This is a genomic window from Enterobacter sp. D2 (genome assembly GCF_034427575.1).
In the GTDB taxonomy this organism is placed as follows: Bacteria; Pseudomonadota; Gammaproteobacteria; order Enterobacterales; family Enterobacteriaceae; genus Enterobacter; species Enterobacter cloacae_M.
The window spans coordinates 181,911-196,702 of record NZ_JAXQPP010000003.1; the positions used below are offsets into that span (position 1 = coordinate 181,911).

General features: G+C 56.4%; 13 protein-coding genes. 3 read left to right on the forward strand and 10 right to left on the reverse strand.

The genetic code is table 11. From position 1 onward, the window contains the following. Positions 1-15: 15 nt before the first annotated feature. The 4 genes from nhaR to dnaK all read right to left on the reverse strand — a co-directional run bounded on the left by nhaR (position 16) and on the right by dnaK (position 5,467). Positions 16-915: a transcriptional activator NhaR gene (gene nhaR / locus SPG90_RS16270; RefSeq protein ID WP_045400961.1), complete on the reverse strand. Its 900-nt coding sequence runs from the start codon at positions 913-915 to the stop codon at positions 16-18. A 58-nt stretch (positions 916-973) separates the two neighbouring features. Next, positions 974-2,149, reverse strand: coding sequence for a Na+/H+ antiporter NhaA (nhaA, locus tag SPG90_RS16275; RefSeq protein ID WP_047173713.1), 1,176 nt, complete (start codon positions 2,147-2,149; stop codon positions 974-976). 171 nt (positions 2,150-2,320) lie between these two features. Continuing rightward, complete coding sequence (dnaJ, locus tag SPG90_RS16280) at positions 2,321-3,466, reverse strand: molecular chaperone DnaJ (protein WP_023310347.1); 1,146 nt, start codon at positions 3,464-3,466, stop codon at positions 2,321-2,323. An 87-nt stretch (positions 3,467-3,553) separates the two neighbouring features. Continuing rightward, on the reverse strand, positions 3,554-5,467 hold the full coding sequence (dnaK, locus tag SPG90_RS16285) for a molecular chaperone DnaK (RefSeq protein WP_023310346.1): 1,914 nt from the start codon (positions 5,465-5,467) through the stop codon (positions 3,554-3,556). Between the two features lie 296 nt (positions 5,468-5,763). On the opposite strand from dnaK, the gene satP reads away from it, so the two are divergent. Next, entirely contained in the window at positions 5,764-6,330 is a 567-nt protein-coding gene (satP, locus tag SPG90_RS16290; RefSeq protein ID WP_023334461.1) for an acetate uptake transporter, read from the forward strand. Here satP and SPG90_RS16295 read toward each other — a convergent pair. The 3 genes from SPG90_RS16295 to tal all read right to left on the reverse strand — a co-directional run bounded on the left by SPG90_RS16295 (position 6,307) and on the right by tal (position 9,402). Then, positions 6,307-7,629, reverse strand: a complete 1,323-nt coding sequence (locus tag SPG90_RS16295; protein ID WP_023310344.1) for an MFS transporter — start codon at positions 7,627-7,629, stop codon at positions 6,307-6,309. The two genes, satP and SPG90_RS16295, sit on opposite strands and share 24 nt — an antisense overlap. Positions 7,630-7,750: 121 nt before the next feature. Further along, entirely contained in the window at positions 7,751-8,338 is a 588-nt protein-coding gene (gene mog / locus SPG90_RS16300; RefSeq protein ID WP_023310343.1) for a molybdopterin adenylyltransferase, read from the reverse strand. Between the two features lie 110 nt (positions 8,339-8,448). Continuing rightward, positions 8,449-9,402, reverse strand: a complete 954-nt coding sequence (gene tal, locus SPG90_RS16305; protein ID WP_023310342.1) for a transaldolase — start codon at positions 9,400-9,402, stop codon at positions 8,449-8,451. A gap of 262 nt (positions 9,403-9,664) precedes the next feature. Between tal and SPG90_RS16310 the strand changes: the two genes are divergently transcribed. Next, positions 9,665-11,095 carry an alanine/glycine:cation symporter family protein gene (locus tag SPG90_RS16310; protein WP_023310341.1) on the forward strand — a complete coding sequence of 477 codons (1,431 nt, stop codon included), beginning with the start codon at positions 9,665-9,667 and terminating at the stop codon, positions 11,093-11,095. A gap of 66 nt (positions 11,096-11,161) precedes the next feature. Continuing rightward, positions 11,162-11,935 carry a peroxide stress protein YaaA gene (gene yaaA / locus SPG90_RS16315; protein WP_045355099.1) on the forward strand — a complete coding sequence of 258 codons (774 nt, stop codon included), beginning with the start codon at positions 11,162-11,164 and terminating at the stop codon, positions 11,933-11,935. Between the two features lie 31 nt (positions 11,936-11,966). On the opposite strand, the gene SPG90_RS16320 is transcribed toward yaaA, so the two are convergent. From SPG90_RS16320 to thrB, 3 genes are all read right to left on the reverse strand, one after another. Then, complete coding sequence (locus SPG90_RS16320; RefSeq protein WP_126303592.1) at positions 11,967-12,269, reverse strand: DUF2502 domain-containing protein; 303 nt, start codon at positions 12,267-12,269, stop codon at positions 11,967-11,969. Between the two features lie 303 nt (positions 12,270-12,572). Beyond that, on the reverse strand, positions 12,573-13,859 hold the full coding sequence (gene thrC / locus SPG90_RS16325) for a threonine synthase (RefSeq protein WP_023310338.1): 1,287 nt from the start codon (positions 13,857-13,859) through the stop codon (positions 12,573-12,575). Between the two features lie 3 nt (positions 13,860-13,862). Beyond that, on the reverse strand, positions 13,863-14,792 hold the full coding sequence (thrB, locus tag SPG90_RS16330) for a homoserine kinase (protein ID WP_023310337.1): 930 nt from the start codon (positions 14,790-14,792) through the stop codon (positions 13,863-13,865).

The window sequence follows — 14,792 nt, forward strand, 5'->3', positions numbered from 1 at the left end:
GGTTTTTTTATGCCTTCAGATTGCCGGTGGCGTAAACAGCGCCGAGTAGTCACGATTGCAGATTCGCTGCACCGCCGGGTGCTGAATCATTCTTTCGGCAAATATGGCGTGATACTCCTCCAGCACGTTATCCACTCTGCCTATCTCCGTAATCTTGTCGTCTGAATAGAGATCGTGCGCGTACAGCGTCGGCGCAACGAAGATCGCATTATGGGCTTCGCCAAAGGCTTTCATCAGCGCCGCATCGTCGAACTCACCGAGGATTTCTACCTTCAGCCCCTGCGAATTAAACCAGTTCAGCAGCTTGCGTCCGAGCATGGAACGTCTTCCCGGCACCAGCAGACGGCGCTCTTCAAGGCACGCGGGGAACGGTTTCTCCGGCGGTGGATTAATGCACCAGAAGCTCACGCCGCATTCGCCAATCTTCACCGAGAACAGCCCTTCCTGCTGGGTGGAGTCAATCGGGCAGTCCGAGATAATCATGTCCAGCTTGTGCTGGCTCAGCTGTTCCAGCAGCATCTCGTGGGTGGATTCAAAGCAGCGCAGGTGGATTTGCTCGTCTTCGACTACCGCCGCATCCAGCACGCCGCTCACCAGCCGTTTGGACAGCGCATCCGCCACGCCCACGTCAAAGAGCAGGTTCGACTCTTTGCGATAGTTGACGATATCCAGCATCTCCTGGCTCAGGGTGAACATTTTGTCCGCATAGCGGAACACCAGTTCACCCAGTTCGCTGGGTTCAATCCCACGCCCTTTACGCTTGAACAGCTTGCCCTGAAGGCGCTCTTCCAGGGCCTTGATTTGCCCGGTGATGGTTTGCGGAGTCAGGTAGAGCGCCTCTGCCGCCCCCACCACCGAGCCCTGTTTGTAAACGTGCCAGAAGTAGTACAGATGGTTGTAATTTAAATGAGACATCGCGTCTTCTCTCCCTGAGTTTATATCGGAAGGAGGATCGCCTCCTCCCGGTGTTCCGTTATGCCTGTACGGCCTGGCCGGACAACTTCACCATCAACAAGGTATAACCGATTACCGCGGCCAGTAATGATCCGATGAGAATGCCGAGTTTAGCCCAGACGATAAGCTCAGGCGCATGCGCACCAAACGCCAGCGTCGAGATAAAGATCGACATCGTAAACCCGATTCCACACAGCACGCCGACAGCCATAATTTGACCAAACGTTGTGCCGTGCGGCAATGACGCCAGCTTCAGCTTCGTCGCCAGCCAGCAGAAGAGGCTAATGCCCAACGGCTTACCAATAAACAGCCCGGCAATGATGCCCAGCGGCAGCACGGACGTCAGCCCGTCCAGTGTCACGCCGCCGAGGGAAACGCCCGCGTTGGCAAACGCAAACAGCGGCAGGATCATAAAGGCAACCCACGGGTGCAGCACATGCTCCAGCTGTTTGGCAGGCGACTTGCCGTCCTGCGGTTTAAGCGGCACGAAGAAGCCCACAATCACGCCTGCCAGCGTGGCGTGCACGCCGGATTTCAGCACCGCCGTCCACAGCACCATCCCCACCAGGATATAGATACCGATGCGGCGAACATTGAAGATGTTCAGCAGCGCCAGCACCGCAATCGCCCCGGCGGCGACGCTCAGGGACAGGATCGACAGATCGCTGGTATAGAACAGCGCGATAATCACAATGGCGCCCAGGTCATCGATGATCGCCAGCGCCATCAGGAAGATTTTCAGGGCCACCGGCACGCGGCTACCGAGCAAGGCTAAGACACCGAGCGCAAAGGCGATATCCGTCGCGGCCGGGATCGCCCAGCCGTCACGCGCAACAGGATCCTGCCAGGCGAACGCCAGGAAGAGCAACGCCGGAACGACCATTCCGCCGATGGCTGCGATCACAGGAAACGCCGCGCGCTGGCGGCTGGCAAGCGAGCCCAGAACCAGCTCACGCTTAACCTCAAGACCTACCAGCAGGAAGAATACCGCCATTAGCGCATCGTTGATCCACAGCAGCATGTTCTTGTTAATTTCCAGCGCCCCGACCTTCAGCTCAACGGGCGTTTCCAGAAATGCATGGTAGAGATCCTGCGTGATGCCAAGGTTAGCCAGCACCATCGCGGCCGCTGCGGCAATAATCAGGATCACCCCACCGGACGCCTCACTGCTAAAGAAACGGTGTAGTAATTTCATTTAAGTTCTCTCTTTTACAACAATACCTCGATAAAACCATAATACCAAGCCAAATAGCTCGGCAAAAACAGATTAATGTTGAGTATAGACTCAGTTTAACCGAGCTATACGCGCAAATAAAAAAGCCCGGAATCGCTTCCGGGCTTTCGAAGATGAAAATCAGCTAACGAATTAGCGGGTCAAATCATCGAAGAATTTTTTGACGCCATCGAAGAAGCTTTTGGAACGCGGGCTGTTTTTCTCACCCGTTGGGCCGCCAAAGCTCTCCTGCAGTTCTTTCAGCAGCTGTTTCTGCTTGTCGTTCAGGCCAACCGGCGTTTCGACGACGACGCGGCACAGCAGGTCGCCCTGGGCGCCACCGCGAACGGATTTAACGCCTTTTCCGCGCATGCGGAACAGCTTGCCGGTCTGGGTTTCCCCAGGTACTTTCAGGTTCACGCGACCGTCCAGCGTAGGCACTTCGATTTCACCGCCCAGTGCCGCCATCGCGAAGTTGATCGGCACTTCGCAGTACAGGTTATTACCTTCACGCTCAAAGATGGCGTGCTGCTTGACCTGAACCTGAACGTACAGATCGCCCGCCGGTGCGCCGTGCTCCCCTGCTTCGCCCTCACCTGCCAGACGGATGCGGTCGCCCGTATCAACGCCAGCCGGGATTTTAACGGACAGGGTTTTCGTTTTCTCAACGCGACCGTGCCCGTGGCATTTGGTGCATGGATCTTTAATCAGCGTGCCGCGACCGTGACAGTGAGGACAGGCCTGCTGTACCGCGAAGAAGCCCTGACGCATCTGTACCTGGCCAGAGCCGTGACAGGTTGGACAGGTCTGAGGCTGCGTACCCGCTTTCGCGCCGCTGCCGTGGCAAACGTCACACTCTTCCAGCGTCGGGATACGGATCTCTTTGGTGACACCGCGAACGGCCTCTTCCAGCGTCAGCTCCATGTTGTAGCGCAGGTCCGCGCCGCGCGCCGCGCGCTGACGACCACGCCCGCCGCCGAAGATATCGCCAAATACATCGCCAAAGATATCGCTGAAGTCAGCGCCGCCGCCAAAGCCGCCGCCGCCGAATCCACCGCCGCCCATGCCGCCCTGTTCAAAGGCTGCGTGACCGTATTGGTCATAGGCCGCACGTTTCTGTGCATCGGTCAGGACTTCGTAGGCTTCTTTGATCTCTTTAAATTTGGCTTCAGCCTCTTTGTCACCCTGATTACGGTCCGGGTGGAATTTCATGGCCAGGCGCTTGTACGCCTTTTTGATTTCACGCTCTTCCGCAGTTTTCGGAACGCCTAAAATCTCGTAATAGTCTTGCTTTGCCATTGGTTTTTTTAAGCCCCTTAACATGCGAGCACGGGCGTGGAGAGTTCTCCTACGCCCGTGCCGATTAATTACCCTGCATCAGGGCGATTATTTTTTATCTTTAACTTCTTCGAACTCAGCGTCGACAACGTCGTCGTCTTTCGCGTTGTTCGCCGAAGCGTCAGCGCCCGCCTGCTGTTGAGCGTGCTGCTGCTGAGCGATTTCCATCAGCTTCTGAGAAGCCTGCGCCAGTTCCTGCATCTTCGCTTCGATGTCCGCTTTGTCTTCACCTTTCAGTGAGGATTCCAGCGCACTCAGTGCAGCTTCGATAGCAGTCTTGTCTTCCGCTGGCAGCTTATCGCCTGCTTCTTCAACCTGCTTACGGGTGCTGTGCAGCAGATGGTCACCCTGGTTGCGGGTCTGAACCAGCTCTTCGAACTTACGGTCGGATTCCGCGTTAGCTTCGGCATCGCGAACCATTTTTTCGATTTCCGCTTCGTTCAGGCCAGAAGATGCCTTGATGGTGATCTTCTGCTCTTTACCGCTGTTTTTGTCTTTCGCAGACACGTGCAGGATACCGTCAGCATCGATGTCGAAGGTCACTTCGATCTGCGGCATGCCGCGCGGTGCCGGGTTAATACCGTCCAGGTTGAACTGACCCAGAGATTTGTTATCCGCCGCACGCTTACGCTCACCCTGAATCACATGGATGGTTACCGCAGACTGGTTGTCTTCAGCGGTAGAGAACACCTGGCTGTGTTTCGTTGGGATGGTGGTGTTTTTGTTGATGAGCGCAGTCATCACACCGCCCATGGTTTCGATACCCAGAGACAGCGGGGTAACGTCCAGCAGCAGTACGTCTTTAACTTCACCGGTCAGTACGCCACCCTGAACCGCAGCACCGATTGCGACCGCTTCGTCCGGGTTAACGTCTTTACGTGGCTCTTTACCAAAGAACTCAGCCACTTTCTTCTGAACCATTGGCATACGGGTCTGACCACCAACCAGGATAACGTCCTGGATGTCAGATACAGACAGGCCAGCGTCCTGCAGAGCAACTTTCAGCGGCTCGATAGAACGGTTCACCAGGTCTTCTACCAGGCTTTCCAGTTTCGCACGGGTCACTTTGATGTTCATGTGTTTAGGACCGGTCGCGTCTGCGGTGATGTACGGCAGGTTCACGTCGGTCTGCTGAGCGGAAGACAGCTCGATCTTCGCTTTCTCAGCGGCTTCTTTCAGGCGCTGCATGGCCAGCGGATCGTTACGCAGGTCAATGCCCTGATCTTTCTTGAACTCGTCAACGAGGTAGTTGATCAGACGGGTATCGAAGTCTTCACCACCCAGGTGGGTATCACCGTTGGTTGCCAGAACTTCGAAGGTTTTTTCGCCGTCAACTTCGTCGATTTCGATAATAGAGATATCGAAGGTACCACCACCCAGGTCGTAAACCGCGATAGTGCGGTTGCCAACTTCTTTATCCAGACCGTAAGCCAGTGCAGCAGCGGTTGGTTCGTTGATGATACGTTTTACTTCCAGACCTGCGATACGGCCAGCATCTTTGGTTGCCTGACGCTGAGCATCGTTGAAGTACGCAGGAACGGTGATAACAGCTTCAGTTACCGGCTCACCCAGGTAATCTTCAGCGGTTTTCTTCATTTTTTTCAGCACTTCAGCAGAAATCTGCGGTGGTGCAGTTTTGGTGCCTTTCACATCAAGCCATGCATCGCCGTTATCTGCCGCGATGATTTTGTAAGGCATGATGGAAACGTCACGCTGAACTTCTTCGTCCTGGAAGCGGCGGCCGATCAGGCGTTTAATCGCAAACAGGGTGTTTTGCGGGTTTGTCACTGCCTGACGTTTAGCCGGCTGACCAACCAGAGTTTCACCATCCTGGGTATAAGCAATGATAGAAGGCGTGGTGCGATCGCCCTCGGCGTTCTCCAGCACGCGTGCAGTAGTGCCATCCATAATCGCTACACAAGAGTTGGTAGTACCCAGGTCGATACCAATAATTTTACCCATCTAAACGTCTCCACTAAAAATTCAGTCAACATGTGGTTGTGTACCTGTAATAAGGGCAGAACGTGCTTTTTCAACTGCCCAGATTTGATTTTTTTCAGGTCCACACACTGCGGTTGACTACAAGATGGGGTCGCGACGGCATCCATCAAGGGGCAAGCATAAAAAAAATTTTAATTTCACCCTGATGAGATCATAGACGCCATCGATAGCGCCCATTATGATGCCGCGCCCCGTCAGGGAGTATTGACGCGGGTTTAACCATTTCACCATATTAATGATGATTTTTTTGAGGACTTATGGGCAACACTAAGTTGGCTAATCCGGCTCCGCTGGGCCTGATGGGTTTTGGCATGACCACTATCCTGCTGAACCTGCACAACATCGGGATGTTCCCGATGGATGGCATTATTCTGGCGATGGGCATTTTTTACGGCGGTATCGCGCAAATCTTCGCGGGCCTGCTGGAATATAAGAAAGGCAATACCTTCGGCTTAACCGCCTTCACCTCTTACGGTTCTTTCTGGCTGACCCTGGTTGCCATTCTGCTACTGCCTAAAATGGGCATGGCAGACGCGGCAAACGCCCACTTCCTGGGCGTTTACCTGGGCCTGTGGGGCGTCTTCACCCTGTTCATGTTCTTCGGCACCCTGAAAGGTAACCGCATGCTGCAGTTCGTTTTCCTGAGCCTGACCGTACTGTTCGCCCTGCTGGCGATTGGTCACCTGGTGGATAACGAAGGCATCGTTCATGTTGCAGGCTGGATTGGTCTGGTTTGCGGCGCAAGCGCTATCTACCTCGCAATGGGTGAAGTGCTGAACGAGCAGTTTGACCGCACCATTCTACCGATTGGTGAAAAACACTGATCCCTCTGTCGTGCCCGCCTCGCGGGCACGACATCCCCCCGCCTGACGAAGCCAAAATCCTAATACCAGCCCCATCAGCGAGAGCGCGAGTACATACCAGGCTGGCGCCATCGGCGACACGCCCATCAGCACCGTCACCGCAATCGGCGTCAGCCCGCCAAAAATGGCATACGACACGTTGTAGGAAAATGAGATCCCGGTGAAGCGTACCTCCGGCGGGAACGCGCGGACCATCACGTACGGTACCGCCCCGACAACGCCCACGCACAGCCCTACCGTGCCGTACAGCAGGAACAGCTGTTCAGGATGGCTACCCGCCAGATGGTAAAACGCCCAGCTTGATGCGGCCAGTAACAGGCTGCCGACGATAAAGGTAACGCTGGCACCGAAACGATCTGCCGCCAGCCCGGCGGCCAGGCAGCCAAAGCAGAGCATGATTGTCGCGATACTGTTCGCCTGTAGCGTCACGGCAGGAGCGAAACCGTACTGCTTTTGCAGCCACACCGGGGACATCAATATCACCACCACAATGCCCGCCGAGAGCAGCCAGGTGAGCAGCATCGACACCACCACCGCTTTTTTATGGCGTACCACGACCGCCTTCACCGGCAGCTCCTGCGCCAGCGCCTTGCGCTGCTGCATCTCGAGGAAAATCGGCGTCTCCTGCAGCCAGCGGCGCAGGTACATCGCGACCAGACCAAACGCCCCGCCCAGCAGGAACGGAATACGCCAGCCCCAGTCGTGCACGGCCTGCTGCGTCATGCTGGTGTTTACAATTGTCGCGACGACGGAACCAAGCAAAATCCCTACCGTTAACCCCGCGGTTAAGGTTCCGCAGGCAATACCAATGCGGCGCGCCGGAACATGCTCCGCGACAAACACCCACGCGCCCGGCACTTCACCGCCAATCGCCGCGCCCTGAAGGACGCGCATCAGCAACAGCAGCAACGGAGCAAGGATGCCCATCGAGGCATAGGTGGGCAGCAGACCAATGGCCAGCGTCGGCACGGCCATCAGCAAAATGCTAAGGGTAAACATCTTCTTGCGCCCGACCAGATCGCCAAAGTGGGCCATGATAATGCCGCCCAGCGGACGCGCCAGATATCCGGCGGCAAAAATGCCGAAGGTTTGCACCTGACGCAGCCATTCCGGGATATCCGCCGGGAAGAAGAGTTCTCCCACCACGGCGGCGAAGAAAACAAAGATGATGAAGTCGTAAAACTCCAGCGCGCCGCCTAAGGCCGCGAGCGTGAGGGTTTTGTAGTCCTGTCGATTCAGAGGTCGGGTGTTATGTGACATAGCGAACCATTTGCGTGTGTTGTGGATTTATTTTTACAGCAATCGTAAAGAAAAAATTACTATACCGTAAAAGCTTTACCACGCTATCGCCGCTTCAGCTAATGCCACATATTGGTTAATTTCAGGAGATTGTTTCGCGACGTGCGTTTTTCGGGCGAAAAGCTGCTACTACTTTCTCATCGGTTTCCACATAGGGGCCGTCAAGCAGCTGTATACAATACGGTACACTCGCAAAGATGCCGTGAACGAGGACGCTGCCATCTTCCGCCTTCAGCCCTTCCAGCGTCTCTTTAATTGATTTCGGCTGGCCCGGCAGATTAAGTATTAACGCCTGTTTGCGGATCACTCCCACCTGGCGGGAAAGAATGGCCGTCGGAACAAAGTGTAGACTGATCTGGCGCATCTGTTCGCCGAAGCCCGGCATTTCACGATCGGCGATCGCCAGCGTTGCGTCCGGCGTCACGTCGCGGCGCGCGGGGCCGGTTCCGCCCGTCGTCAGAACAAGGTGGCAGCTCATCTCATCCACCAGCTCGCAGAGCGTCTGCTCGATGATCGGCTGTTCGTCAGGGATCAGGCGGGTCTGAATGTCAAAGGGGGTGGTCAGCGCGCTGCCAAGCCACTCTTCCAGAGCGGGGATGCCTTTATCCTGGTAAACGCCGCTGGAGGCGCGGTCAGAAATCGACACTAAGCCGATGCGTAAGGTATTCATATCCATTCCATTCAAAAAGTACTGATTAAAGGGAATGATACACGCAGAGAGGAGATTCAGACAGGGTACGAAAGAAGTCGCGTGACCGGGAACCCGGTCACGCAGAATGATTACAGCAGGTCGCCGATCATTTTTTCCAGTTTGCCCTGGTCAACAGCAAACTTACGGATACCGTCCGCCAGCTTGTCTACAGCCATTGGATCCTGGTTGTGCTGCCACAGGAACTCGGATTCAGTGATGCGCTCTGGGCGTGCTTTCACTTCACCGGTGTAAGACAGCTTACGCTCGATGGTACCTTCGCTTTCTGCCAGCTCTTTCAGCAGCGCAGGGGCGATGGTCAGGCGGTCACAGCCAGCCAGCTCGATGATTTCTCCGACGTTACGGAAGCTTGCGCCCATAACCACTGTCTCATAGCCGTGCTGTTTGTAGTATTCGTAGATTTCAGTAACAGAAACCACGCCTGGATCTTCAGCCGGCGCGTACTCTTTCTTATCGGTGTTGGCTTTGTACCAGTCCAGAATACGGCCCACGAACGGAGAAATCAGGTATACGCCTGCTTCTGCACATGCGCGCGCCTGCGCGAAGGAGAACAGCAGGGTCAGGTTACAGTTGATACCGTCTTTTTCCAGCTGCTCTGCCGCGCGGATACCCTGCCAGGTAGAAGCCAGTTTGATCAGGATACGGTCGTTGCTGATGCCAGCGTCGTTGTACATTTTGATCAGACGTTTCGCTTTCGCGATAGACGCTTCGGTGTCGTAGGAGAGACGTGCATCCACTTCGGTAGAGATACGGCCAGGAACCAGTTTCAGGATTTCCAGACCGATGTTCACTGCCAGCTTGTCGGTGGCATCCACAACCTGCTGCGCGCGGTCATTGCTCTGCGCTTTCGCCCAGGTCACTGCGTCGTCAATCAGTTTGCGATACTCAGGGATCTGTGCGGCGTTAAGGATCAGAGAAGGGTTGGTTGTGGCATCCTGCGGCTGGTACAGCTTCATTGCCGCGATATCTCCGGTGTCAGCTACGACAGTGGTGAACTGACGAAGGGAGGTCAATTTATCCGTCATGATAGTGTTTCTCTTTTAACGTGCCCTGGATAATTCACGCTACCGACAGCATGCCTGCAGCGGAAAAATGACAGGTTTACTTGTTAGGGGGATGTAACCGGTCTGCCCTGATGATAACACGACGGAGGGGTAGCGCAACCGCAGACAGTGCGCTTAGGCAGAGTATGGTAAACTCGGAAGATTAACAGGCTGCTAAGCAACAGCATGCCCAATCAGTGGTAGCGCTTACATATTCACTTTGGCATCAACAAGAGGGACGTTAATGCCTGATTTCTTTTTCTTTATTAACGAAGTCCTGTGGGGTTCGATAATGATTTACCTGCTTCTGGGAGCAGGTATTTGGTTTACGCTACGCAGTGGGTTTATCCAGTTTCGTTATATTCGCAAGTTTGGCAGAAGTCTGAAAAACAGCGTTACGCCCCAGCCGGGCGGATTAACGTCGTTCCAGGCACTCTGTACCAGCCTGGCGGCACGCCTCGGCAGCGGGAATCTGGCGGGCGTTGCGCTGGCCATCAGCGCCGGTGGGCCAGGCGCGGTCTTCTGGATGTGGGTAACGGCGCTACTCGGGATGGCCACCTCCTTTGCGGAAAGTTCGCTCGCCCAGCTGTATAAAGAGAAAGATAAAAACGGCCAGTTTCGCGGCGGTCCTGCCTGGTACATGGCGCGTGGCTTAGGGATGCGCTGGATGGGCGTTCTGTTCTCGCTTTTTTTACTGCTCGCGTACGGCCTTATTTTTAATACCGTCCAGGCAAATTCTGTCGCCAATGCCCTGCGCTATGCCTTCTCCTGCCCGGAGTGGATCGCCGGTATCGTGTTAGCTCTCGTCGTTTTGCTCACCATTTCAGCCGGTCTCAGGGGCATCGCCCGCCTGATGCAGTGGCTGGTTCCCGTTATGGCGCTGCTTTGGGTTGTCGCGAGCCTGTTCGTCGCCGCACTGCATATCGACCAGGTGCCGGGCGTGATTGCGACCATCGTCAAAAGCGCTTTTGGCTGGCGCGAGGTGGCCTCCGGGGCGCTGGGCTACACCTTCAGCCAGGCGCTGATGGCGGGTTTTCAGCGGGGCATGTTCTCCAATGAAGCCGGAATGGGGTCAACCCCCAACGCGGCCGCTGCCGCCTCTTCCTGGCCGCCACACCCGGCGGCACAGGGCATTGTGCAGATGATTGGCGTCTTTACCGATACCATTATCATCTGCTCCGCCAGCGCCATGATTTTGCTGCTGGCAGGCCCCGTCCCGCATTCTTCTGGTACCGCCGGGATACAGCTTCTCCAGCAGGCGCTGGTGAACCTGACCGGCGGCTGGGGAGCAGGATTTGTCTCGCTCGTCCTGGTGCTGTTTGCCTTCAGTTCGATTGTGGTGAATTACCTCTACGCCGAAAATAACCTTATTTTCCTGAAACTCGACTCCCGCGCCGCAATCGGAACCCTGCGTCTCGCGGTCATTCTGATGATCATCGCTGGCTCCTTCCTCAGTATGCCGCTGGTCTGGCAGCTGGCCGATATCATTATGGCGCTGATGGCGATCACGAACCTCACCGCTATCCTGCTGCTCTCACCCGTTGTGACCCTGATTGCCAGAGACTATCTGCGTCAGCGCAAACTCGGCGTTCCGCCGGTATTTGATCCCGCCCGCTATCCCGACGTTAAGGCGCAGCTTGCCCCCGGCACGTGGGATGATTTGCCGCGGCAATAACAGCTATCGATCAATTCAGGGCGATTTTTTGCTAAAGTCGCTCTAAATTTCCTGCAAGGACTGGATATGCTGATTCTAATTTCACCTGCAAAAACGCTCGACTACCAGAGCCCGCTCGCCACCGAGCGCTATACCCAGCCTGAACTGCTGGACTACTCGCAACAGCTGATCCGCGAAGCGCGTAAGCTCTCTGCGCCGCAAATCGCCTCGCTGATGAGCATCAGCGACAAGCTGGCCGATCTTAACGCGACCCGCTTTCACGAGTGGCACCCGGATTTCACCCCGGCAAACGCTCGCCAGGCGATTCTGGCGTTTAAAGGTGATGTCTACACCGGCCTGCAGGCGGAAGATTTTAGCGAAGCCGATTTCGATTTTGCCCAGCAGCATCTGCGCATGCTGTCGGGTCTGTACGGCGTACTGCGCCCGCTGGATCTGATGCAGCCGTATCGTCTGGAGATGGGGATTCGCCTGGAAAATGCCAAAGGCAAAGATCTGTACCATTTCTGGGGCGATATCATTACCGACAAGCTTAATGCGGCGCTGCACGCCCAGGGCGACAACGTGGTGATAAACCTGGCATCCGATGAATACTACAAGTCGGTGAAGCCGAAAAAGCTGGATGCGGAGATTATCAAACCGGTATTCCTCGACGAGAAGAACGGTAAGTTCAAGGTGATCAGCTTCTACGCCAAGAAAGCGCGCGGCCTGATGAGCCGCTACATCATCCAGAACCGCCTGACGAAGCCGGAGCAGCTGACCGCCTTCAACAGCGAAGGCTATTTCTTTGACGAAGAAGCGTCAGGGAAAGGCGAGCTGGTGTTTAAGCGCCACGAGCAGTAAAACAAACCCCGCCAGCTGGCGGGGTTTTGCATTAATGGTGTTTCCAGTCCGGGCCGCGATCGTCGCGGTGGTCATCGTGGTGATGGTCATCGTGACGATCGTCGTGTTTACGATGCTCACCATGTGGACGCCAGTGGTTATCACGCCAGTCATAATGCGCCTTCCACCAGTCGTGGTCGCGCCAGCGGCCGCCGTCCCAGTAATGACCGTTGTTATCCTGGTCGCCAATCTGCAGTTTAACCGCCGGTACGAGGGTAATTTCAGATGCCTGAACCGCCATGGGGGCGGCCAGCACCAGTGAAAGCGCGATGAGTGCAGGTTTCAGTGTAGACACAGGTGACTCCTTATTCTTCTTGCCCAACGTGGGCCGATGTAAGGAGATTACGCGAGGGGAACGGGGGATGTTATTCTCTGCAATCCTAAACGCTAAGTGACCGCATTTATTGGGAATTTCTGCTTTTTTCCTGCTTTTTCTCTCCTTAATTTCTCCATAAAAAAGCCGGGTGGCGGCTTCGCCTTACCCGGCATAGATATCGGTGTTGCGATTGCCGGGTGGCGCTGCGCTTACCCGGCCTACGATTAGGTCGTCGTGGTCGTTGTAGGCCCGGTAAGGCGTAGCCGCCACCGGGCAACACAATCACGCGCGGGTCATCATCAGCTTACGCAGCGCGGCAAAATCTGCCGGCAGCTCATGTGACAGCAGAGGCAAGTCGGCGCGCTCGGCCAGCTCTTTCGGCAGCGGCAGCGTTTCGCCCAGGATCGCTTCTACGCTCTCTTTGAACTTCGCCGGATGCGCGGTGCCCAGGAACAGGCCATATTCACCCGGGTTAAGCTGGTCGCGCAGCGCGCGGTAGGCAATCGCCGCGTGCGGTTCAGAGGTATATCCCACCGCCTTCAGCTCGCGCATGGTCTCTTTGGTGGTTTCATCCGTCACCGCGGCGTAACCCAGGTCACCCAAACGCCAGATCTTACGGCGGAACAGCTCTTCCACGCGCGGCCAGTTGTTCGGCTGTGACACATCCATCGCGTTGGAGAGCGTCGCCTGCGTAGCGTTCGGCGCCCACTTCCCGTCTTTCAGGAAGCGCGGCACGGTGTCGTTGGCGTTGGTCGCGGCGATAAAGCGTTTCACCGGCAGACCCAGGGATTTCGCCAGCAGACCTGCCGTCAGGTCACCGAAGTTACCGCTCGGCACGGAGATCACCAGCTGGTTGCGCGCTTCCTGCGGCAGCTGCGCCACCGCTTCGAAGTAGTAGCAAATCTGCGCCAGCAGACGGCTGATGTTGATGGAGTTAGCAGAGTTCAGACCCAGCGCCACCTTCAGCTCTTCGTCGTCGAAAGCCTGCTTGACCAGCGCCTGGCAGGCATCGAAATCGCCGTCAATTGCCACGGTTTCAATGTTGCCGCCGAGCGTACAGAACAGTTTTTCCTGCAGCGGGCTGATTTTGCCTTTCGGATAGAGGATCACCACGCGGACGTTTTTCAGGCCGTAGAAGGCATGCGCCACCGCCGCACCGGTATCGCCGGAGGTCGCGGTCAGGATGGTCACCGGTTTGTCGCCGCTGATGTGGGTCAGCATCTGCGCCATAAAGCGGCCGCCGAAGTCTTTAAACGCCAGCGTCGGGCCGTGGAACAGCTCCAGGCAGCCAACGTCAGGCTCAACCTGCTTAACCGGCGCCGGGAAAGCGAACGCCGCACGCACGCGCTCTTCCAGCAGCTCCTGCGGAATTTCGTCGCCGATAAACGCAGACAGAATTTTGGTGCTGCGGGTGACGAAGTCCTGTTTCAGCAGCTCGTCGATGTCGGTCAGCTGGAATTCCGGCAGGTCATGCGGGAAGAACAGCCCCTGATTTTTGCCCAGCCCCTGAGTTACCGCCTGCGCGAAGCTGACCTGCTCGTTATGATCTTTAAGGTTATAGAGTTTCATTAATTATCCCAGTACTCGTGCGCCAGCCGTGTCCAGACGGCAAATATGAACAAAGCCTTCCTGATTTTGCAGGTAGTGTTTAGAGAGCCAGTCCGCCACGCGCTGCGCGGTGTCAGGCTTGTCGCACAGGGCGAACAGCGTCGGGCCGGAGCCGGAGATGCCGCACGCCTGCGCGCCGATATCCATGGATGCCTGTCGCGCCTCGTTAAAGCCCGGCAGCAGCTTCGTGCGGTACGGCTCGGCAATGACGTCCTTCATCAGCTTCGCCGCCAGCTGCGGCTGACGGGTGTAGCAGGCGTGGATAAAGCCCGCCAGATGACGCCCGTGGGCGATACAGTCCTGACGACGATACTGCGCGGGCAGGATCGCACGCGCTTCCGCGGTAGAGACCTTAATGCCCGGATAGGCCAGCACCCACAGCCACTCATCAAACCCTGGCACCTGCTGGCTGATGATGCCATTTTCTTCGATCATCAGCTGCATGCCGCCGAGGAAGCACGGCGCCACGTTGTCATAGTGAATGCTGCCGGAGATGCGCCCTTCCAGCTCGCCCATCAACCCCAGCAGGCGGTTGTTGTTTAGCGGCTTGCCGCAGTGCTCGTTCATCGCCACCAGCGCGGCGACCACCGAGCAGGCGCTGGAACCCAGACCCGAGCCAATCGGCATACTTTTTTCCAGCGTCATGGCAACCGGCACGTTTTTACCGATCTCCTGACAGAAGCGTTCCCAGCACTGATAGACGATATTCTCGCGCGGGTCGGACGGCAGTTTGCTGGCGAAGCGGCCCACGTTGTTCAGGCTGAAGCTGTCTGCCGCTTCCACCGTGACCGTATCGCCCAGCAGTGAACCATCCACCGGCGTCACCGCCGCGCCCAGCACGTCAAATCCGACGCTCATATTCGCGCTGGAAGCCGGGGCATAAACTTTGACCAT